The sequence below is a fragment of the Hydrogenophaga pseudoflava genome (genome assembly GCF_031020795.1).
Taxonomy (GTDB): Bacteria; Pseudomonadota; Gammaproteobacteria; order Burkholderiales; family Burkholderiaceae_C; genus Hydrogenophaga; species Hydrogenophaga pseudoflava_A.
In genome coordinates, this window is record NZ_JAVHJP010000004.1 from 405,343 (window position 1) to 423,744 (window position 18,402).

Here is an 18,402-nt window from a genome sequence, read left to right on the forward strand (position 1 = left end):
TCTCCGTTCAGCGGTTCACGTCGAAGAGCTGCGCGCCTTTCCTGAGTGCGCTCTTGGCGATCACGCCACGGTGGATCTCCGAGGTGCCGTCGAAGATGCGGTAGATGCGCGCATCGCGGTAGTAGCGTTCGATCGGCAGTTCCTTGCAGAAGCCCATGCCGCCGAAGACTTGCACTGCGCGGTCCACCACGCGGCCCAGCGTCTCGGCCGCGTGCACCTTGACCATGGCGATCTGCTCGCGCGCGTCCAGCCCTTGGTCCAGCATCCAGGCGGCGTGGTAGACCATCCAGCGCGCGGCGTTGATCTCGATCACGCTGTCGGCCAGCATCTGCTGGACCATCTGGAAATCGCCGATGCGGGTGTTGAACTGCTTGCGGTCGTTCGCGTAGCTCAGCATCACCTCGCACACATGCGTGGCCTTGCCCACGGCGCGCGCGCCCACCTGGGCCAGGCGCACGACGTTGAGCGCGCCCATGGCCAGCTTGAAACCCTGGCCCTGTTCGCCCAGCAGGGCCGCGTCGTCCAGCACCACGTTGTCGAAGAACAGCTCCAGGTGCGGCGTGCCGCGGATGCCCATCATGGCCTGGTCCTTGCCGACGGTGAAGCCGGGCAGGCCCTTGTCCACCATGAACATGCTGATTTCTTTCTCGCCCGTCTTGGCGGAGACGAGGAAGAAGTCGGACCAGAGGCCGTCGCTGATGAAGTGCTTGCTGCCGTTGAGCACCCACTGGCCTTGCTCGTTGCGTTTCGCGTTGGTCTTGATGCCCGCAGCATCGGAACCGGCGCCCGATTCGGTGATGGTGATGGCACAGGTGCGGGTGCCGTCCACCGCCGGTTTGAGCCAGCGCTCCACCTGCTCGCCCTTGCAATGCAGCAGCGGTTCGTACACGTTGCCGAAGGCGCGGCGGATCAGGATGTCGGTGGTGTGGCCGAACTGTTCCTCGCAGAGGATGCGGTCGAGGTTGGAGAGGCCGCCGCCGCCCAGTTCGGCCGGCATGTTCAGCGCGTACAGGCCCAGCTCCTTGGCCTTCTGGTGGATGGCGATCGCCTTGTCCTGCGGCAGTGCGCCGGTGTTCTCCACCTCGTCTTCGAGGGGCTTGAGTTCTTCGGCGATGAAGCGACGCACGGTGTCGATCATCATTTTCTGTTCGTCGTTGAGGGCGAAGTCCATGGCGTGTCTCGTGGGGTTCGTGTGTTCAGCGGTGGGAGGTGAAGGGCAGGCTGGCGGCCAGGCAGGTGGCGGCCCATTGCAGGGGGTCGGCGGTCTTCTCGCGTTCGAAGTTCACCACCTCGACGCTCACCGGCAGGTCGGCGGGCAGGGCGTCGAACAGGCCGCGCACGTCGATGCTTCCGTCGCCGGGCAGCAGGCGCTCGCAGCGCGCGGTGTGGATCATTTCTTCGGTGCTGAAGTGCGTGCCGGCCACGGCGTCGCAGATCTGCGCGTAGTGCAGCAGGCCGCGCGGAATGGCGCGGATGTCGTCGAGGGTGGTGGTGGAACGACCGAAATGCAGCGCGTCCACCAGGATGCCGGCGTTGGCGGGCGTGCCCGCGTTCTGCACGATGCGCAGCGCGCTTCTCGCGTCCTTCACTGCGGTCCAGGGCATGAACTCCAGGTCGGCCGTGAGGCCATAGGGCGCCATCACTTCGCACAGGCGGGCGTAGTTCTGCGTCAGCCGCACCTCGTCCGGGTCGTCGCCGGCCACGAGGATGGCCTTGGCCTTCAGCGCGGCGCAGGCGTCGTAGAGCGGATCCCAGGTGTGCGGGTCGAAGGATTCGCCGATGCGGATGATCTCCACGTCGAAGATGCCCACACCCGTGTCGGCCATGGCGGCCTGCGTCTCCTTCAGCACGGCGGGCTGCCCGATCAGGAACTGCTGCGGCGCGCCCGGCGCGTTGGGCCACAGGCGCAGGCCGACGTACTGGTAGCCCGTGGCGGCCGCCACGCGGATGGCTTCGGGCGGTGTGCAGCGGTGGGAGGTCAGATAGGCGAGAGAGTGGACACGGCTCATGTGACGCTCACTTCAATGGGGACACCGCAGTCGGCAGCGCGATGGTCGAGACCATGTCGGTCGTCAGGTGCGCCGGCCCGCCCTTGGGCGGCCAGATGCCCTGGGCCACCGCGTCGGCGCGCGCCTTGCTGCGTGCGTCCAGCGTGGTGTAGGCCCAGATGTTGGTGAAGCGCAGCGGGCCGTCGAGCGCGACCATGGCGACCACGCAGGGTGAGAGCCGCTCGCGCGGTGGCACGTACTGTTCCCACAGGGCTATGGTGGGCTGTACGCCGCCCGGCTTGATGCCGTAGGTGCGGATCTCGTAGACCGGGCCGGTGATGCCGCTTTCGGCGCTGGGACGCACCGGCTTCATCCACGGGAAGCCCCGGTAGCTGTGCTGTTCCAGCGCCTGGAAGATCTCGCCGCAGCCGAACGGCGAGGCGCTGTGCTGCGTGCGCTCCCGCTCGGCCTGCAGGCTGGCCAGATCGGCGAAGCCGCGCAGCACGATCATCTGGTTCAACTGGCCGATGTCGGTGAACCAGCAGGCCAGCAGTTCGCCACGGGCTTCGGGGGCGGTGCAGAAGGCGCGCACGTTCTGCGCCGCGGTGGCCGCGGTGCCGAAAGGCAGGGTGAGGGTGGCGAGTTCGTAGAACATGGGGCGTCCTTGTGGAAGGTCAGAGAGGCAGGGCGTGGCCGGCCGCATGCTGCGCAGCGATCCAGCCGAAGGTCATGGCCGGGCCGAGCGTGATGCCGCCGCTGGGGTAGTGGCCGGCCATCATGGATTCCATGTCGTTGCCACCGGCGTAAAGGCCGGGGATCGGTGCGCCCCGGGCGTCCAGCACCTGGGCACTGGCATTGACCTTCAGGCCCGCAAAGGTGCCCAGGCTGCCGGCGACGATGCGCACGGCATAGAAGGGGCCGTGTTCCAGCGGGCCCATGCAGGGGTTGGACCAGCCACGTTCGGCGGCGAAGGGCGCGTCGCCCTGCATGCGGTTGTAGGGTGTCTCGCCTCTGGCGAAGTCGGTGTCCTGGCCGGCCAGGGCCATCGCGTTGTAGCGCTGCACGGTGCGTTCGAGACCATCGGCCGCGATGCCGCAGGCGTGCGCCAGTTCGGCCAGGGTGCGGCCCCGTTTCACGTAGCCGTTGGCCAGCATGGGGCCCAGCGGCATGGGGGCGGGCTTGGCGGCGCCCAGGCCGTAGTGGCGCATGAAGGCGTGGTCGCACACCAGCCAGGCCTGCACCGGCTGGCCGGCGGGCGTGGCCCGGAGCAGGGCCTGCATCACGTCGTGGTACGAGTCGGCCTCGTTGGCAAAACGACGGCCGTCGGCGCGCACCATGATCAGGCCAGGCTTGGCGCGTTCGATCAGGTGCGGGAAATGGGCGAATGAGCCGTCGCGCTGCGGCACCAGCGAGACGGGCGCCAGGGCTGCGGCCTGCAGACCGTCGGTGCCGACCCGTCCGCCAGCGCTCTCACCCAGGCGCAGACCGTCGCCGGTGTTGCCGCGGGAGGCTGCTGACCAGTGTTCGGTGCCGGTGGGCGCGTGCGGCAGCAGGGCGCGCTTGCGCTCGGTATCGTGCGGGAAACCGCCACAGGCCAGCAGCACCCCGCGGTCCGCACGGACCTCGACCGCGCCCTCGGGCGTCTGCAGGACCGCGCCGGTCACGCGCTCGCCATCGCGGATCAGCCTGCGGGCCGGGCTGGCGGTGCGGATCTCGACACCGGCTTCAAAGGCCGATGCCGCGAGTGCCGCCACCAGCGCGTTGCCATTGACCAGGCGCATGCCGCGGCCGTGCAGCAGCCGGTCTTTCCAGTGCGCCAGCACGCGCCGCGCGACGTACCGGAACGAGGCGGGCTTGCGCATCGCGTTGAGGAAGTGGCGCAGTTCGGCGCCCGAGGCGATGCCCATGCCCCAGAGCGTGGTCTCGGGCAGCGGCGGTTTGAGGTCGGCGATGCGCGCGCCCAGGCGGCGACCATCGAACGGTGCGGCACAGAGCGAGCGCCCGCCGGTGCACGCATGCGGCGTGCGGCCGTGGAAGTCGGGAATGGCGTTGCCGTCGATGAACTGCAGCGCGGTCCTCGAGCGGAAGAACTCGACCATGCGCGGCGCCGCTTCCAGAAAGGCGCGGGCGCGGACCTCATCGAAACGCTCACCAAGTTCGTGGCGCAGGTAGGCCAACGGTTCATCGATGGGCTCGACGATGCCGGCCTCGACCGCGAGCGGATTGCGCGGCAGCCACATCCAGCCGCCCGACCAGGCCGTGGTCCCGCCGAACCGCGGCTCCTTTTCCGCGACCATGACCTTCAGGCCCAGATGGGCGGCGGTCACGGCGGCTGAGAGCCCGCCGGCTCCGGAGCCGATCACCAGCAGGTCGCAGTGGAGGGAAGCAGCGGGTGACCGGTCGGGCATGAAACGGGGTGAACGCGGTCAGACCGCGTAGATCGGCTTGCGGCCGGAAGCGGGCGCAGTGCCACCCGTTTCGGCAGTGAGGTTGAAGAAGGGCGAGGCCCCGCTGGCGGCGGCCAGTTGCGAGGCCACCGACAGCAGCTCGGGCGCCAGCGTCTGCATGCGCTCCAGGGTGAAGCGCACCGTGGGGCCGGCGATGGTGATGACGCCGATGGCCGGCTGGCCGGCAAAACGCACCGGCGCCGAAATGGCCGACAGGCCCAGGCTGTAGGTGTCCACCGTGAGGCTGTAGCCGCGCGCGCGCGTTTCCTGCACCGCCGCCATCACGGCCTGCAGGCTGGTCGGCGCATTGGGGCCGAACTGTTCGGGCGCACCGAGACCCTGCTTGGCCACGAGGGCCAGCGCGGCGTCGTCGCTCAGCGTGGACATCAGCGCCCAGCCCGAGGACGAACAGGACAGGCGCGCGTCCGAGCCCATGTCGGGGTCGTAGCGCAGGCCCTGGCGTGCGCCTTGTGCACGCGCGACCCAGGTCAGGCGCTCGCCGTCCACCACCGACAGGCGCACCAGCTCGCCCGAGACCTCGGCCAGCTGGTTGAGCAGGGGCTGGGCGATGTCGACGATGCCCGAGTTGCTGAGGTAGGAGAGCCCCATGCTCACCAGCTTGGTGGTCAGCAGGTACTCGCCATGGCCGCGGGCCTGGCGCACATAACCCAGGCGCACCAGGTCGGCCAGCAGGCGGTGCACGCCGCTGCGCGGGATGCCCGTGTGGTCGGCGATGGCGGCCAGCTCCATGCCTTCGCCGTGCTGGGCGAGCAGTTCGAGGATGCCGAGGGTTCGTTCGAGGACGCCGTTCATGGTTCGTGTTCCGTGGGGATCAAAAACCTAGACGTTACACGCGACCGTGCCGCCACCGGAGGCCGCGTCGAGCAGCGCGCGGGTGGCCTGCAGGGTGCGAAGGCCGTCCAGCGCGCTGCACAGCGGCGCCTCTTCGCCGCGGATCACGGCCGCGAAGTGCAGCAGCTGGCGGGTGTAGGGGTCCGCCTTGAGGGCGGTGCGCTGCTCCCGCACGATGGGGCGGTGCCAGTGGCGTTCGCCCTCGTAGCGCCAGAGCGAAAGATCGGGCAGCGAGAGCGAACCTTCGGTGCCGGCGATGAACAGGGCGTTCACGTCCTGGCGCGGGTACTGGTCCTGCTCGCCCGCGCAGAAGTCCCAGCACCACGGGGCGACGGCGGTGTCCGACAGCAGCACCGTGCCCAGGGCGCCGTTCTGAAAGCGCAGCAGCGCGGCGGCCGTGTCTTCCACCGCAAAGCCGCGCACGGCGTTGCTGGCCAGCGCCTGCACCTGCACGATCTCACCGCAGAGGAAGCGCAGCAGATCGATCTCGTGGATCAGGTTGATCAGCACCGGGCCGCCACCCGGCTCGCGCCGCCAGGCCATGTCGAAATAGCCCTGGGGTTTGTAGAAGCAGGCCATGGCATTGGCGCCCACCAGGCGGCCCAGCTTTCCGCTGGCGATGGTTTCGCGCGCCTGCCGGGTGATGGGGTTGTGGCGCCGGTGGTGGCCCACCAGCACCGGCACGCCACAGGCGGCCTGCGCGTCGACCAGGTGCTGTGCCTCGGCCACGCTGTCGGCCACCGGCTTTTCCACCAGCGCCGCGACACCCCGGGTCAGGCAGTCCAGGGCCATGGGTACGTGGGACGGGTTGGGCGTGGCGACGATGGCGCCCTGGGGTGTGAACCGTTCGAGCGCGCTCAGATGGTCGGGTGCCCAAGGCACGCCCAGCGATTCGGCCAGCACGCGGCCCGCGTCCGACGGGTCGGCGATGCCGGCCAGCGCCAGACCGGGCGTGCGCCGGATGCGGTCGATGTGGGTGCGGCCGATGGCGCCGGCACCGATGACCAAAAGACGGGTGGTGTCCATGTGGGGTGTTTGTCTCCGGCCCGAAGTCTAGTCAAAAAAAGAACAACATTCAAGACTTGAACACAATTCCACTTTTTCATATGATCCAGGTCAACCACCCGATCCACACGAGATCCGAGCGAGACAGATGACACAGAACCTCAGCGGCGCCACGCGCCTGCACTACATCGTGGGCGACCCGATCGCCCAGGTGAAATCGCCCGCCGGCGTGACCCAGGCGTTGGCCGACCATGGCCGTGACGCGGTCTGCGTGCCGGCCCATGTGCCACCCGCCCACCTGGCCGACTGGGTGCGCGGTGTTTCGCTGGCGCAGAACGTGGACGGCGTCATCGTGACGGTGCCGCACAAGTTCGCCTGCGCCGACCTTTGCGCCACCACTTCGGACCGCGCGGCCTTCCTGCACACGGTCAACACCATGCGCCGCAACGCCGATGGGACGTGGCACGGCGACATGTTCGACGGCCTGGGCTTCGTCGCCGCCATGCAGGACAAGGGTTGCCAGCCCGCCGGAAAGAAGGCCCTGCTGGTCGGTGCGGGCGGCGCCGGCTCCGCCATCGCGTATGCGCTGGTGATGGCCGGTGTGAGCGAGCTGGCGATCCACGACCCCGACGACCAGCGACGCGCCTCGCTGGTGGTCCGCCTGGCCGGCCTGGGCCGGTGCCCGGTGGTGCACGGCAGCGCCGACCCGACGGGTTTCGACCTGGTGCTCAACGCCACACCGGTGGGCATGAAGGACGGCGACCCGTACCCTCTGGATGTGTCGAAGCTGGCCCCGCAGATGTTCTGCGGCTGCGTGATCACCGCCCCGGCGGTCACCCGATTCATCGCCGCGGCGCGAGAGCAGGGCTGCGGCACGATGACCGGCGCCGACATGTTCGCTCGCGTGCGTGACCTGATGGTCGGGTTCCTGTTGGGCCAGTGACCATGCAAGTCCTGAACGCGCTGACCCAACTCCCGGCCGATGCCGCCTACGACCTGGTCGTGGTCGGCGCGGGTGGTGCGGGCATGGCCACCGCGCTGTTCGCAGCGCTGGATGGCAAGCAGGTGCTGCTGGTCGAACGCACGGAATTCGTGGGCGGCACCACGGCCTGGTCGGCCGGCACCACCTGGGTGCCGGGTACGCACCACGCCGCCAAAGTGAACCCCGGCGACTCGCTGGCCGAGGCGGCGCGCTACCTCACCAACGCCATCGGCGAACGCACGCCCGCCGCCCTGCGCCAGGTCTTTCTGCACCACGGCGCCGCGGCCATCCGCTTGCTGGAAGACCAGAGCGACGTCCAGTTTCGTCCGTACCCGAAGCACCCGGACTACATCTCCGACCTGGCCGGCTCGACGCTGACCGGCCGCGCGCTGGAGCCGCTGCCGTTCGACGGCCGGCGGCTGGGCGAGCTGTTCGGGCTGGTGCGCCCGCCGATTCCCGAGTTCACCGTGCTCGGCGGGATGATGGTCGACCGCACCGACATCAACCACCTGCTGGGGCTGACCAGGTCGTTGGCCTCTTTCAGGCACTCGCTCAGGATCCTCCTGCGCCACGGTCTGGACCGGCTGAGCCACCCGCGCGGCACCCGGCTGGTGATGGGCAACGCGCTGGTGGCGCGGCTGCTGTATTCGCTCTCGAAACAGGCGGGTGTCACGCTGCTGCTGAACACTTCGGTCAGCGGTTTCGAGCGCGACGCCAGCGGTGTCACCGGGCTCACGCTGAAGGGTGGCGGCGAGCAACGCGAGACCGCGGTCCGCGGCGGCGTGGTGCTGGCCAGCGGCGGCTTCAACCGCCACCCGGATCTGCGCGCCCGGCTGCTGCCCGGTGCCGACATCGGCTGGTGCCCGGCCGCGCCCGGCCACACGGGCGAGGCCCATGCGCTCGCCAAAGACGCCGGCGCGGTCTACGGGCAGGGCGCGCTGAGCAACACGTTCTGGGCGCCGGTCTCCCTTCGACCACGCGCCGACGGCAGCACCGCCGTGTTCCCCCACTTCGTGATGGACCGCGCCAAGCCCGGCATGCTCACCGTCAACCGCCGGGGCGAACGTTTCGTCAACGAAAGCACCTCCTACCACCTGTTCGGCATGGCCATGCAGGCGACCGGCAGCGTGCCGGCGTACCTGGTGTGCGACACGGCCGCGCTGAAGAAGTACGGCATCGGCATGGTGCGCCCCGGCGCCAGTCCCAGGGACCTCGCGCCTTTCCTCGCCGACGGCTATCTCACGCAGGGCGCCACGCTGGACGAGCTGGCGCACAAGCTGGGCATTGATGCCGCCGGCCTGAAGGCCAGCGTGGACGAGATCAACCGCTGCGCCGACACCGGCGTGGACCCGCGTTTCCACCGCGGTGAAACGGCTTACCAGCAGAACATCGGCGACGCCACGGCTGGCCACAAGAACCCCAACCTGGGGCCGCTCAAGACCGCGCCGTATTTCGCCGTGAAACTCCACCCGGGTGACATCGGCGCCGCCACCGGCTTCGCCACCGACGGCGATGCCCGCGTGCTCGACGACCAGGGCCGGCCCATCGCCGGGCTCTACGCCGTGGGCAACGACATGCACTCGATCATGGGCGGGGTGTACACCGCACCCGGCATCACCATCGGCCCCGGCCTGGTGTTCGGCCACCTGGCAGCACGGCACGCCGGTGCGCGGGCCGTGGCCCGGTCTCAGGGATAACCCGGTTTCTGATCGATAGTCGATCACTCATGTTCTTTTATCGATCAGACGGCAAGGCTTTCACATGGACCGCCCACAGGCCGGGTCCTACAGTTCCAACCCATGAGTCCGGGTCACAGGGCTTGAACTTTCATCCAACCGAAGGAGACATCTGATGCAGCAGTTCAAACGTCAATTCCTGGGCGCGGCCGTCGCGGTCCTGGCCACGCTGGGCTTCAGCGGCCTGGCCCAGGCCCAGGGCTACCCGGAGCGTGACGTCACGGCCGTGATCCAGTGGGGGGCCGGTGGCGGCACCGATGTGGCCATGCGCGGTTACGCGCCCTACGCCGAAGAGGCCCTGGGCAAGAAGATCGTGCTGCAGAACAAGCCCGGCGCCGCCGGCGTGATCGGCGCCAACTTCGTGCTGCAGCAACCGTCTGACGGCTACACCATCCTCATGGGCGCCGAGCCGCAGGCCCTGTACCGCGTGATGGGGGTGGCCGAGTTCGACTACAACGAGTTCTACCCGATCAACATCGCCGCCGTGGCCAACACCATCCTGCTGGTCGCCAAGCCCGACGCGCCCTGGAACAACATGCAGGACCTGCTGAGCTTCGTGCAGGCCAACCCCAAGAAGGTCAAACAGTACCTGGCTGGCCAGGGCACCGTGCCGTTCACCATGAACGCCATGATGAGCACGCTGACCAAGTTCGAGACCATCAACGTGCCGTTCGACGGCGACGGCCCGGCCATCGCCGCGCTGCAGGGCGGCCACGTGGACATCGGCTTCATCGCCTCGGGCGCTGCCATCGAACACGTCAAGGCCGGCCGCCTCAAGGCCCTGGCCGTGGTGGACACCAAGCCCTACCAGGGCATTGCCCCCGTGACCGATGCGCCCTCGCTGCGCGGCATCAGCAAGTACCTGCCCTGGGGTTCCTGGTACGGCGTCTTCGTGAAGAAGGACACCCCGGACGCCGTCAAGGCCAAGCTCGTGGCGGCCTTCAAGAAGGCCGGGGACAACCCGCAGTACCGCAAGATGATGGAGGGCCGTGGCACCACCATGCTGAACATCAGCGGTTCGGAAGCCGAGGCCTTCATCAAGAAGTTCCAGTCCACCACCGCCTGGCTGTACCAGGGCGCTGGCGCAGCCAAGAAGAACCCGGCCGAGCTGGGCATTCCCAAGCCCTGATCCCCCGGGCTGACAGGGACGGTCTGAGGCGACGGTTCGCCCAGACCGTTTTTTTCACCCTTTGATCACCACAACGAGGAGAACACCATGCACACCAGCCACCCGCGGCTGCCCGGTGAGCTGACCTTCATGGTCCTGATCGTGCTTTTCAGCGCGTTCATGCTCTGGGCGTCGTACAACATTTCCCGCTTCGACTCGCTCTCGTCGCCGGGCTTCTTTCCCATGCTGTGCGCAGCCACCATGCTGGTGACCGGCCTGATGAGCCTGGTCAAGACCGCGCGCTCGAAACTGGCGCTGGCGCCCGATCAGTCCGTGCTCCAGCAGTTCGTGCAGAAGCTGGCGCCGCTGACGCTGGTGCTGTTCACCGCGCTGATCGTGGCCTACATGCTGCTGCTGGAGGTGCTGGGCTTCATCGTCGCGTCCTACCTGTTCCTGCTGCTGTCCATGCAGGTGCTGGGCAGCAAGCGCCTGGGTCTCAACCTGGTGGTCAGCGCCGTGGTGCTGGCGGCCATCTTCATCGTGTTCCAGACGGCCTTCTCCGTGGTGCTGCCCGCCGGCAGCCTGGTCGGCCCCCACCTGCCGGAGTTCCTGAAATGATGGAAGCCGTGGGTTACTTCTTCATGTCCTGGGTGGATGTGCAAATGCTGTTGCTGACAGCGCTGGGCACGTTCGCAGGCATCTACATCGGCGCCATCCCGGGCCTGTCGGTCACGATGGCGGTGTCCATCCTGATCTCCTTCACCTTCAAGTGGGACGTGAACCATGCGCTGGCGCTGATCTCGGGCATCTACCTCGGTGGCGTGTACGGCGGTTCGCGCAGCGCCATCCTGCTGAACATCCCCGGTGCGCCGTCGGCCATCGCCACGGGCATGGACGGCTATCCGCTGGCCAAGCGCGGCGAGGCCGGCCAGGCCATCGGCCTGACCACGGTGGTCTCGGTCTACGGCGGTTTTGTCGGCATCCTGGCGCTGGCCGTGGCGGCGCCGCTGGTGTCGGACCTGGCGCTGATGTTCGGCCCGCGCGACTACATGCTGCTGGCCATCTGGGGCCTGCTGCTGGTGGGCAGCCTCTCGGGCGAATCGCTGGCCAAGGGCATCTTCTCGGGTGCGCTGGGCGCGCTCATCGCCTGCGTGGGCCTGGACCCGATGACCGGCGAGAACCGCCTGACCTTCGGCAGCATGCAGCTGTCGGCCGGCATCGCCTATGTGGCCGCCATGATCGGCTTCTTCGGTGTGTCCGAGGTGATCGCGCAGATCCACGAGCTCAAGCTCACGGCGGTGAAGCAGAACGTCAGCAAGATCATTCCGTCCTGGGGCCTGGTGCGCAAACACCTGGGCCTGGCCACGCGCACCTCGTCCATCGGCGTGGTGGTGGGCGCGCTGCCCGGCGCGGGCGGTGACATCGCCGCGCTCATGGCCTACGACCACGCCAAGCGCACGGTGAAAAACCCGTCGCGCCCCTTCGGCGAGGGCGCCTACGAGGGCCTGGTGGCGCCCGAATCGGCCAACAACGCTGCGGTGGGCGGCGCCTATGTGCCCATGCTCACGCTGGGCATCCCGGGCGATGCGGTCACCGCCGTGATCATCGGCGCGCTCTACATCCACGGCCTCAAGCCGGGCCCGATGCTGATGATCGAGACGCCGCACCTGTTCTGGTTCATCGTCGGCTCGCTGGTGCTGGCCAACCTGTTCCTGCTGGTGTTCGGCTTGACCGGCATCAAGATCTTCGCCAAGATCGTCGAGACGCCCAAGCCGGTACTGCTGCCGCTGATCCTGGTGCTGTCGGCCGTGGGGGCCTACGCCATCAACAACAACCCGGTGGACGTGTACTGGATGCTGGGCTTTGGCCTGCTGGGCTATTTCCTCAAGATGTACGGCTTCCAGGTCGGGCCGGTCATCCTGGGCATGATCCTGGGCCCCATCATGGACCGCAGCTACCGCCAGGCCATGCTGTCCGCGGGCGAGGACGTGGGCGTGTTCGTCACCGAGTTTTTCACCACGCCGCTGTCGGCCATCCTGCTGGCCTGTGTGGTGCTGACGGTCGTCAGCCAGGCGGACTGGTGGAAGAAACTGCGCGGGAGCAAGTAACCCCCCTGCGCGGCTGCGCCGCTTCCCCCCTGGAAGGGGGGACCACGCCTGAGGCCCGGCGGAGCCGGTTCCTCGGCGTGTGCTGGACAAGACACGCGCTCCGGACAGCCTGTGCGCTTGACGAACCCCCGCTGCTGAAAGGCATCGGGGGTTTTCTGTTTCAGGGGCTGTTGGTGTGGGCCAGCTGCGCCAGTGCCTGCGCGCGGAAGGCGCGCGGGCTCAGGCCGGTGTGGCGCTTGAAGAAGCGGCTGAAGTAGGCGTCGTCTTCAAAGCCCAGCTCGGCCGCCAGCTGCTGGATGCTGCCCACGGTGTAGACCAGCTCTCGCTGCGCTTCGTGCACCAGGCGCGCGTGGATGACGTCCAGAGCCGACATGCCCAGCACCTCGCGGCAGACGCGCGAAAGTTGTCCGGCCGTCAGGCCCAGCGCACCGGCATAGGCCTGCACCGGGCGGTGGGCCCGGAAGTCGCGGTCGAGCAGGGTCTTGAACTGCTGGATCTGGCGCTGCTTGCGCGTGCCCGTCGCGCTGCCCACCGGGTCGGCATCGGCCGGCCCCGCCAGCCGCGCCACCTGCACCAGCAGCGCGGTCAGCAGCGCCATTCCGGCCGCGGTCTGGCCGGTGCTGTGGCTGCGCGACTCGCGCTCGATGGCCCCGAACAGCGGCATCAGCGGCTGCAGTGCATCATCGTCGGGCAGCGCGAGCACGCGCGGTGTGCGGATGGTGTCCAGCAGCCCGGGCATCACCAGCGTGGCCAGTGATTCCAGCACCTTCTGCGTCGCGGTCACCACCGGGCCATCGACGTCGTTTGAAAAGCGGAAGCCGTGCGCCGCACCTGCGGGCACGACGATGAGGCAGGGCGCCTGCGCCGCGACGCGCGCGCCGTTCATGCGCACCTCGCCCGAACCCGCCGTCAGGCACAGCAGCTGCACGAAGGCGTCGTGCCGGTGCACCTGGATCTCCCACTGGTAAGGGGCCGAGCGCTGCGGAATCCACTCGAAGTTGAACGAGTTGGACCAGGCGGGTGCGTCCTGGTCGCCGTACAGCGCGTAGTTGGGGATGCGGGCGGCCACCGGGACTCCTTGAAATGCACGAATTGTCCTGGTGCTTGCCGGGATCGTCAAACCCTCGCGAGGGCCCGGTCCGAACAATCGTGTCCATTCCAGACAGGAGACAACGATGTCCGATTCACCCACCCACTGGCTGGGCCTGCAAGGCCGGGTGGCCGCCGTCACCGGCGCTGCCAGCGGCATCGGTGCCGCAACTGCGCGCCAGTTTGCAGGAGCCGGGGTCCATGTGGCCCTGATCGACCGCGACGCCGAAGGCGCCCAGCGCCAGGCCAGCGCTCTCGCGGGCGAGTTCGGGCCGCAGGGCGTGCGCACGCTCGCCGTGGCCTGCGACATTGCCAGCGAAGAGCAGACCCTGGCTGCGGCCCGAAAAGTGCAGGCCGAACTGGGCGACGTCTCGGCCCTCGTCAACAACGCCGGCCTGTTGCGCCCGGGCGTGCTGGACAGCGTCAGCCTGGCCGACTGGAACACCGTGCTGGGCGTCAACCTCACCGGCTACCTGCTGTGCTCGCGCGCCTTCAAGCCGCAGCTCGAACGCACGCGCGGCGCGCTGGTGCACGTGGCGTCCATTTCGGCCAGCTTCCCGCAGACGGGCAGCGGCGCCTACAGCGCGGGCAAGGCCGGTGTGCTGCTGCTCTCGCGCCAGATGGCGGCCGAGTGGGGGCCGCTGGGCATCCGCAGCAACGCCATCTGCCCCGGAATGATCCGCACCGCGCTGTCGGCCAAGTTCTACGAGGAGCCGGGCTTTGAAGAGAAGCGCGCCCGCGTCACCGCCAGCCGACGCATCGGCGAACCGCAGGACATTGCCGACGTCGCGCTGTTCCTGGCCAGCCCGCGCTCGGCCTACATGAACGGCGCCGAACTGGCCGTCGATGGCGGCATGTCGTCGATGCTGATGGACATGGTGCCGCGCCCCGGCTTCAACAAGACTGCATGAGGAGACAGCCATGAACACAACCGAGTGCGACCTGATCGTGGTGGGCTCCGGCGCCGCCGGCCTGTCCTGTGCCATCACCGCGAAAAAGCGCGGCCTTGACGTGCTGGTGATCGAGAAAGAGCCTGTCTTCGGCGGGACCACCGCGCTTTCGGGCGGCGTGCTCTGGATCCCGCTTGGCCCGCACGGCCGCCTGCAGAACCCGGCCGACACGCGCGAGGCCGTGCGCCGCTACATGGTGGAAGAGACCGGCGCGTTCCACGACGAAGCCGCGGTCGAGGCCTTCATCGAGAACGGACCGAAGATGGTCGAATTCTTCGAGCGCGAAACGGCGATGCAGTTCGTGCCCACGCTCTACCCGGATTACCACCCCGACGTGCCGGGCGGCGTGGACCTTGGCCGCTCCATTCTGGCCAAGCCGTTTGACATCCGCGGACTCGGGGCGGACATGGCGCGGCTGAAACCGCCGCTCAGGACCATCACCTTCATCGGGATGATGTTCAACTCGTCCAACGCCGACCTCAAGCACTTTTTCCAGGCGACGAAGTCGCTCACCTCGTTCCTCTACGTGGCCAGGCGCCTGGCCACGCACCTCAAGGAACTTGCGCTCTACCGCCGCGGCATCAACGTCACCAGCGGCAATGCGCTGGCCGCTCGGCTGGCGAAATCGGCGCTGGATCTGGGCATTCCCATCCTCACCTCCACGCCCGCGAAGTCGCTGCTGATGGACGGCGAGGCGGTGCGGGGCGTGCGCAGCGAGAGTGCCACCTTCACCGCTCGGCGAGGCGTGGTGTTGGCCTGCGGTGGCTTCCCGCACGACGTGAAGCGCATCGCACAGGCCTACCCGCACGTGGCGCGCGGCCACCAGCACCTCTCGCCCACACCTGTGGGCAACACCGGCGACGGCGTGGCCCTCGCCGAGCAGGCGGGCGGCGTGGCCGACATCCGCTTCAAGGACAGTGCCGCCTGGATGCCGGTGTCGAAGGTGGAGTACGGCCACGGCGAGATCGGCGTGTTTCCGCACCTGCTGGACCGCTACAAACCCGGCGTGATCGGGGTGCTCAAGAACGGCCGGCGCTTCACCAACGAATCGAACTCGTACCACGACGTGGGCGCCGCGATGATTGCCGCCTGCGCCGACATGGACGAGACCGCGATGTGGCTGGTCTGTGACAAGACCACGCTGGCCAAGTACGGCCTGGGCTTCGTCAAACCAGCGCCCATGCCCATCGGCAGATTCCTTCGCAACGGCTACCTGTTCAAGGGCGACACCCTGGCTGAACTGGCGCAAAACGCCGGCATCGATCCGGTCGGTCTGGAGCAGACGGTCAGGGACTTCAACGTCGGGGCGGTCAAGGGCGACGACCCGGCCTTCGGCCGCGGCCGCACCAGCTTCAACCGCTACCTGGCCGACCCGGCCCACCTGCCCAACCCCTGCGTGGCGCCGGTTCAGACCGGACCGTTCTACGCGGTCAAGGTGGTCATGGGAGACCTGGGCACCTTCGACGGTGTGCGCACCAGCGTGGTGGGCGAGGTGCTGCGGCGCGACGGGTCACCGATTGCCGGCCTCTACGCCGTGGGCAACGACCGCGCCAGCCTCATGGGCGGCAACTACCCCGGCGCCGGCATCACCCACGGGCCGAACATGACCTTCGGTTTCGTCACCGGCAACCATATTGCCGACCAAGCGGGAACACGCGCATGAACCTGCCCCTCATAGATCACCGCACCTACACGATCGCCCTGCGCAAGATGCCCGAGTTCCTGGAGGTGTTCAACCGCCTGGCCATGCCCATCCTGATGAAAACACTGGGCCACCCGCTGGGTTTCTGGACCAGCTGGGTCGGACCGCAGAACCAGTTCGTGCACTGCTGGGCCTACGAAGACCTGGCCGACTACGAGCGCCGCTGCCGGGCGCGCGACGCCCACCCGGACTTTCCGGCCTACCTGCAGGCCTCGGCCCACCTGATCACGGCGCAGGAGACGCGGCTGATCCGCGCCGTGGACATGCCAGGCTGGACCCGGCCCTGAGGCCGGTCAGGGCGCCGGGTCGGTCACCCCGAAGATGCGGCGCAGCGGGTTGAAGCCGGTCACCAGCGCCGAGGCCACCAGCACCAGCGCGCCGCCGACGAAGATGCCCGGCGACAGGGCCTCGCCCAGGAACAGGTGGCCCCAGGCGACGCCGAACACCGGGATCATGAAGACCGGGCTCATGGCCGCCACCGGCGTCACGTGGCGGATGATGCGCAGGTGCGCCCAGTAGGCCAGGCCGGAGGTGACGATGCCCAGCACGGCCATGGCCGCCAGCGTGCCGGGGGTGAAGCGGGCCTGGGGCCATTGCCAGGCCGCGCCCGGCAGCACCACCAGCAGCGCCATCACATGGATGCCCGCGGCGATGGACAGCGGCTGCATGCGCGCGGTGGCGCGCTTCATCACGGGCGTGGCCATGCCATAGCAGGCGGCGGCGCAGACACAGGCCAGGGCCGCGACCAGCGTGGTGCCGTCCAGTGGCACCGGGCCCAGCCGCACGATGAGGCCGACGCCGATGAAGCCGATCAGGCAGCCCAGCAGCTTGCGGGCAGTGAGCGTGTCTTCCTTGAACCAGGCCGAGGACAGCGTGCCGAACAGCACGGCCGTGGTGTTGAGCAGCGCGCTGTAACCCGCCGGCAGGTACAGGCCGGCCCACGCATAGAGCATGAACGGCGCCGCGACGGACAGCACCCCCATCACCGCCAGCATGCGCCACTCCTTCCACGGCCAGGTGTGTCGCAGCACCGACATCAGCAGCACCAGGGTGAGTGCGGCCAGGCCGACCCGGCCGGCGGCCAGCACCCAGGGCCCCATGACCGGCACGGCCATGCGGATGAACATGAAGGAAGCGCCCCAGAGGGCTGAGAGTGCGACGAGCTGCGCGAAGTGGCGGGTTTTCACGCGGTCATTGTCGGCGCTCGCCGGTGCCGGCGGGCCAGGTGACAGACGCTTGCGGGACCCTCAGTTCCCCGCCCTGGGGGATGCCTGCTGCATGGCCTGCGCCAGGTCGCTGTTGCCCAGTGCGGCCAGACCGGCGGCGGCGCCCAGGCGGTCGCGCTCTTCCCGGTTCTGTCCGAGCTTGTACTTGCCCACCAGGCGGGTGATCTGGATCTCCAGACCGACGATCACCTTCAGCAGTCCGTCGATGTAGTCGGCGGGCGCGTCGCCCATCTTCCAGGGCTTCTCCTGCTGCGAGCGGGCCTCGTGCTCGCGCGTCAGCCGCGCCACCAGCCCGCGCAGGAAGCGCTCGTCGTCGCGCACCCGCAGCACGCCGTGCGCGTGGACCACCGCGTAGTTCCAGGTCGGTACGTGGCGGTGGTGTTCGGGCTTGCTCGGGTACCAGTTGGGCGAGATGTAGCCGTCGGTGGCCTGGAAGACCACCAGCACCTCGCTGTCGGCCGCCTGCTGCCACACCGGGTTGGCGCGCGCCACGTGGGCGCGCAGCAGGCCGTGCGGGCCGACGGCGGTGTCGAGTTCGAAGGGAATGTGGTTCGCGTCCAGCCCGTCGGGGCCGTGCGTGACCAGGGTGCCCAGCGGGCGCGCCTGCATGAGGGCGTGCAGGGCCTCGGGGCGGTTCATTTCGAAGGCGGCGGGCAGGTACATGGTGGTCAGTGGGGGGATGTGTTCAGTGCGTGCTGCACGAGCGCAGCCATTGTGCGCGCGGCCTCGGAGCCCGCAGCCCTGAGACCCACGACGGTGCCTTCGCGGTCGGCGCGCGCTTCGTCCTGGCTGGCCTTGAGCTTGCCTTCCAGCCGCTGGATGGCGATCTCGATGCCCGCACCATCGGCGGTCCACCGCACGGTGCCATGGGCATGGACCACCACGTAGTTCCAGGTGGGCACCACGCGGCCGTGTTCGGCCTTGCCGGGGTACCAGCCGGGGGAGATGTAGGCCTGCGGTCCGAGAAACACGACCAGCGACGGCGTGCCGGCCGGCACCGCGCGCGCCTCGGCGTCGTCCGGATCGATCCAGGCGCTCAGCGTGCCGTGGTCGCCGCGCGCGCGGTCCAGCGCAAAGGGCAGGTGGCTGGCGATCAGGCCGTCACCGCCCTGGCAGACCCAGGTGCCCAGCGGGTGGGCGTCGATGAGGTCGTACTGCGCTGCGCGGTCGTCGAACCGGTGGTAAGGGGGGCGGTACATATATGGAGGG

Annotated in this window: 18 protein-coding genes; 8 read left to right on the plus strand and 10 right to left on the minus strand. The window is 68.7% G+C overall.

Annotated elements, in window-relative coordinates; genetic code table 11:
* Positions 1 to 7: 7 nt before the first annotated feature.
* The 6 genes from RCO38_RS15510 to RCO38_RS15535 are packed head-to-tail and all read right to left on the minus strand — an operon-like array spanning position 8 to position 6,313.
* Positions 8 to 1,171, minus strand: coding sequence for an acyl-CoA dehydrogenase family protein (locus RCO38_RS15510; RefSeq protein ID WP_308329243.1), 1,164 nt, complete (start codon positions 1,169 to 1,171; stop codon positions 8 to 10).
* A 25-nt stretch (positions 1,172 to 1,196) separates the two neighbouring features.
* Positions 1,197 to 2,009 (minus strand): sugar phosphate isomerase/epimerase family protein, encoded by an 813-nt coding sequence (locus RCO38_RS15515; RefSeq protein ID WP_308329244.1) that lies wholly within the window; start codon positions 2,007 to 2,009, stop codon positions 1,197 to 1,199.
* A gap of 7 nt (positions 2,010 to 2,016) precedes the next feature.
* Entirely contained in the window at positions 2,017 to 2,643 is a 627-nt protein-coding gene (locus RCO38_RS15520) for an NIPSNAP family protein (protein ID WP_308329245.1), read from the minus strand.
* Positions 2,644 to 2,662: 19 nt separating this feature from the next.
* Positions 2,663 to 4,396: an FAD-dependent oxidoreductase gene (locus RCO38_RS15525; RefSeq protein ID WP_308329246.1), complete on the minus strand. Its 1,734-nt coding sequence runs from the start codon at positions 4,394 to 4,396 to the stop codon at positions 2,663 to 2,665.
* Between the two features lie 18 nt (positions 4,397 to 4,414).
* Positions 4,415 to 5,248, minus strand: coding sequence for an IclR family transcriptional regulator (locus RCO38_RS15530; protein ID WP_308329247.1), 834 nt, complete (start codon positions 5,246 to 5,248; stop codon positions 4,415 to 4,417).
* 27 nt (positions 5,249 to 5,275) lie between these two features.
* Positions 5,276 to 6,313: a Gfo/Idh/MocA family protein gene (locus RCO38_RS15535; RefSeq protein WP_308329248.1), complete on the minus strand. Its 1,038-nt coding sequence runs from the start codon at positions 6,311 to 6,313 to the stop codon at positions 5,276 to 5,278.
* A gap of 127 nt (positions 6,314 to 6,440) precedes the next feature.
* On the opposite strand from RCO38_RS15535, the gene RCO38_RS15540 reads away from it, so the two are divergent.
* From RCO38_RS15540 to RCO38_RS15560, 5 genes are all read left to right on the plus strand, one after another.
* On the plus strand, positions 6,441 to 7,235 hold the full coding sequence (locus RCO38_RS15540) for a shikimate dehydrogenase family protein (RefSeq protein ID WP_308329249.1): 795 nt from the start codon (positions 6,441 to 6,443) through the stop codon (positions 7,233 to 7,235).
* Between the two features lie 2 nt (positions 7,236 to 7,237).
* Positions 7,238 to 8,971, plus strand: coding sequence for an FAD-dependent oxidoreductase (locus RCO38_RS15545; RefSeq protein ID WP_308329250.1), 1,734 nt, complete (start codon positions 7,238 to 7,240; stop codon positions 8,969 to 8,971).
* Positions 8,972 to 9,125: 154 nt separating this feature from the next.
* Positions 9,126 to 10,139 carry a Bug family tripartite tricarboxylate transporter substrate binding protein gene (locus RCO38_RS15550; protein WP_308329251.1) on the plus strand — a complete coding sequence of 338 codons (1,014 nt, stop codon included), beginning with the start codon at positions 9,126 to 9,128 and terminating at the stop codon, positions 10,137 to 10,139.
* A gap of 87 nt (positions 10,140 to 10,226) precedes the next feature.
* Positions 10,227 to 10,736 carry a tripartite tricarboxylate transporter TctB family protein gene (locus tag RCO38_RS15555; protein WP_308329252.1) on the plus strand — a complete coding sequence of 170 codons (510 nt, stop codon included), beginning with the start codon at positions 10,227 to 10,229 and terminating at the stop codon, positions 10,734 to 10,736.
* Entirely contained in the window at positions 10,733 to 12,226 is a 1,494-nt protein-coding gene (locus RCO38_RS15560; RefSeq protein ID WP_308329253.1) for a tripartite tricarboxylate transporter permease, read from the plus strand. Before RCO38_RS15555 ends, RCO38_RS15560 begins: the two co-directional genes overlap by 4 nt.
* A gap of 160 nt (positions 12,227 to 12,386) precedes the next feature.
* On the opposite strand, the gene RCO38_RS15565 is transcribed toward RCO38_RS15560, so the two are convergent.
* Positions 12,387 to 13,295 carry a helix-turn-helix domain-containing protein gene (locus tag RCO38_RS15565; RefSeq protein WP_308329254.1) on the minus strand — a complete coding sequence of 303 codons (909 nt, stop codon included), beginning with the start codon at positions 13,293 to 13,295 and terminating at the stop codon, positions 12,387 to 12,389.
* Positions 13,296 to 13,401: 106 nt separating this feature from the next.
* Between RCO38_RS15565 and RCO38_RS15570 the strand changes: the two genes are divergently transcribed.
* From RCO38_RS15570 to RCO38_RS15580, 3 genes are read left to right on the plus strand one after another with little or no spacing between them, the layout of a single operon-like run.
* On the plus strand, positions 13,402 to 14,226 hold the full coding sequence (locus tag RCO38_RS15570; protein ID WP_308329255.1) for an SDR family NAD(P)-dependent oxidoreductase: 825 nt from the start codon (positions 13,402 to 13,404) through the stop codon (positions 14,224 to 14,226).
* Positions 14,227 to 14,236: 10 nt separating this feature from the next.
* Positions 14,237 to 15,928, plus strand: coding sequence for an FAD-dependent oxidoreductase (locus tag RCO38_RS15575; protein WP_308329256.1), 1,692 nt, complete (start codon positions 14,237 to 14,239; stop codon positions 15,926 to 15,928).
* Positions 15,925 to 16,254 carry an NIPSNAP family protein gene (locus tag RCO38_RS15580; RefSeq protein ID WP_308329257.1) on the plus strand — a complete coding sequence of 110 codons (330 nt, stop codon included), beginning with the start codon at positions 15,925 to 15,927 and terminating at the stop codon, positions 16,252 to 16,254. The genes RCO38_RS15575 and RCO38_RS15580 overlap by 4 nt, the downstream gene beginning before the upstream one ends.
* A 6-nt stretch (positions 16,255 to 16,260) precedes the next feature.
* Here the strand turns inward: RCO38_RS15580 and RCO38_RS15585 are convergent, their stop codons facing one another.
* From RCO38_RS15585 to RCO38_RS15595, 3 genes are read right to left on the minus strand one after another with little or no spacing between them, the layout of a single operon-like run.
* Complete coding sequence (locus tag RCO38_RS15585; RefSeq protein WP_308329258.1) at positions 16,261 to 17,154, minus strand: DMT family transporter; 894 nt, start codon at positions 17,152 to 17,154, stop codon at positions 16,261 to 16,263.
* Between the two features lie 60 nt (positions 17,155 to 17,214).
* Complete coding sequence (locus tag RCO38_RS15590) at positions 17,215 to 17,856, minus strand: FMN-binding negative transcriptional regulator (RefSeq protein WP_308329259.1); 642 nt, start codon at positions 17,854 to 17,856, stop codon at positions 17,215 to 17,217.
* Between the two features lie 5 nt (positions 17,857 to 17,861).
* The gene (locus RCO38_RS15595; protein ID WP_308329260.1) at positions 17,862 to 18,392 is read right to left on the minus strand and encodes an FMN-binding negative transcriptional regulator; all 531 of its coding nucleotides are present in this window, start codon (positions 18,390 to 18,392) and stop codon (positions 17,862 to 17,864) included.
* Positions 18,393 to 18,402: the final 10 nt, after the last annotated feature.

Bases quoted from the DNA above. Each gene is read 5' to 3' on its own strand.
- RCO38_RS15510 (WP_308329243.1), bottom strand. From the start codon at position 1,171: ATGGACTTCGCCCTCAACGACGAACAGAAAATGATGATCGACACCGTG.
- RCO38_RS15515 (WP_308329244.1), bottom strand. From the start codon at position 2,009: ATGAGCCGTGTCCACTCTCTCGCCTATCTGACCTCCCACCGCTGCACA.
- RCO38_RS15520 (WP_308329245.1), bottom strand. From the start codon at position 2,643: ATGTTCTACGAACTCGCCACCCTCACCCTGCCTTTCGGCACCGCGGCC.
- RCO38_RS15525 (WP_308329246.1), bottom strand. From the start codon at position 4,396: ATGCCCGACCGGTCACCCGCTGCTTCCCTCCACTGCGACCTGCTGGTG.
- RCO38_RS15530 (WP_308329247.1), bottom strand. From the start codon at position 5,248: ATGAACGGCGTCCTCGAACGAACCCTCGGCATCCTCGAACTGCTCGCC.
- RCO38_RS15535 (WP_308329248.1), bottom strand. From the start codon at position 6,313: ATGGACACCACCCGTCTTTTGGTCATCGGTGCCGGCGCCATCGGCCGC.
- RCO38_RS15540 (WP_308329249.1), top strand. From the start codon at position 6,441: ATGACACAGAACCTCAGCGGCGCCACGCGCCTGCACTACATCGTGGGC.
- RCO38_RS15545 (WP_308329250.1), top strand. From the start codon at position 7,238: ATGCAAGTCCTGAACGCGCTGACCCAACTCCCGGCCGATGCCGCCTAC.
- RCO38_RS15550 (WP_308329251.1), top strand. From the start codon at position 9,126: ATGCAGCAGTTCAAACGTCAATTCCTGGGCGCGGCCGTCGCGGTCCTG.
- RCO38_RS15555 (WP_308329252.1), top strand. From the start codon at position 10,227: ATGCACACCAGCCACCCGCGGCTGCCCGGTGAGCTGACCTTCATGGTC.
- RCO38_RS15560 (WP_308329253.1), top strand. From the start codon at position 10,733: ATGATGGAAGCCGTGGGTTACTTCTTCATGTCCTGGGTGGATGTGCAA.
- RCO38_RS15570 (WP_308329255.1), top strand. From the start codon at position 13,402: ATGTCCGATTCACCCACCCACTGGCTGGGCCTGCAAGGCCGGGTGGCC.
- RCO38_RS15575 (WP_308329256.1), top strand. From the start codon at position 14,237: ATGAACACAACCGAGTGCGACCTGATCGTGGTGGGCTCCGGCGCCGCC.
- RCO38_RS15580 (WP_308329257.1), top strand. From the start codon at position 15,925: ATGAACCTGCCCCTCATAGATCACCGCACCTACACGATCGCCCTGCGC.
- RCO38_RS15590 (WP_308329259.1), bottom strand. From the start codon at position 17,856: ATGTACCTGCCCGCCGCCTTCGAAATGAACCGCCCCGAGGCCCTGCAC.
- RCO38_RS15595 (WP_308329260.1), bottom strand. From the start codon at position 18,392: ATGTACCGCCCCCCTTACCACCGGTTCGACGACCGCGCAGCGCAGTAC.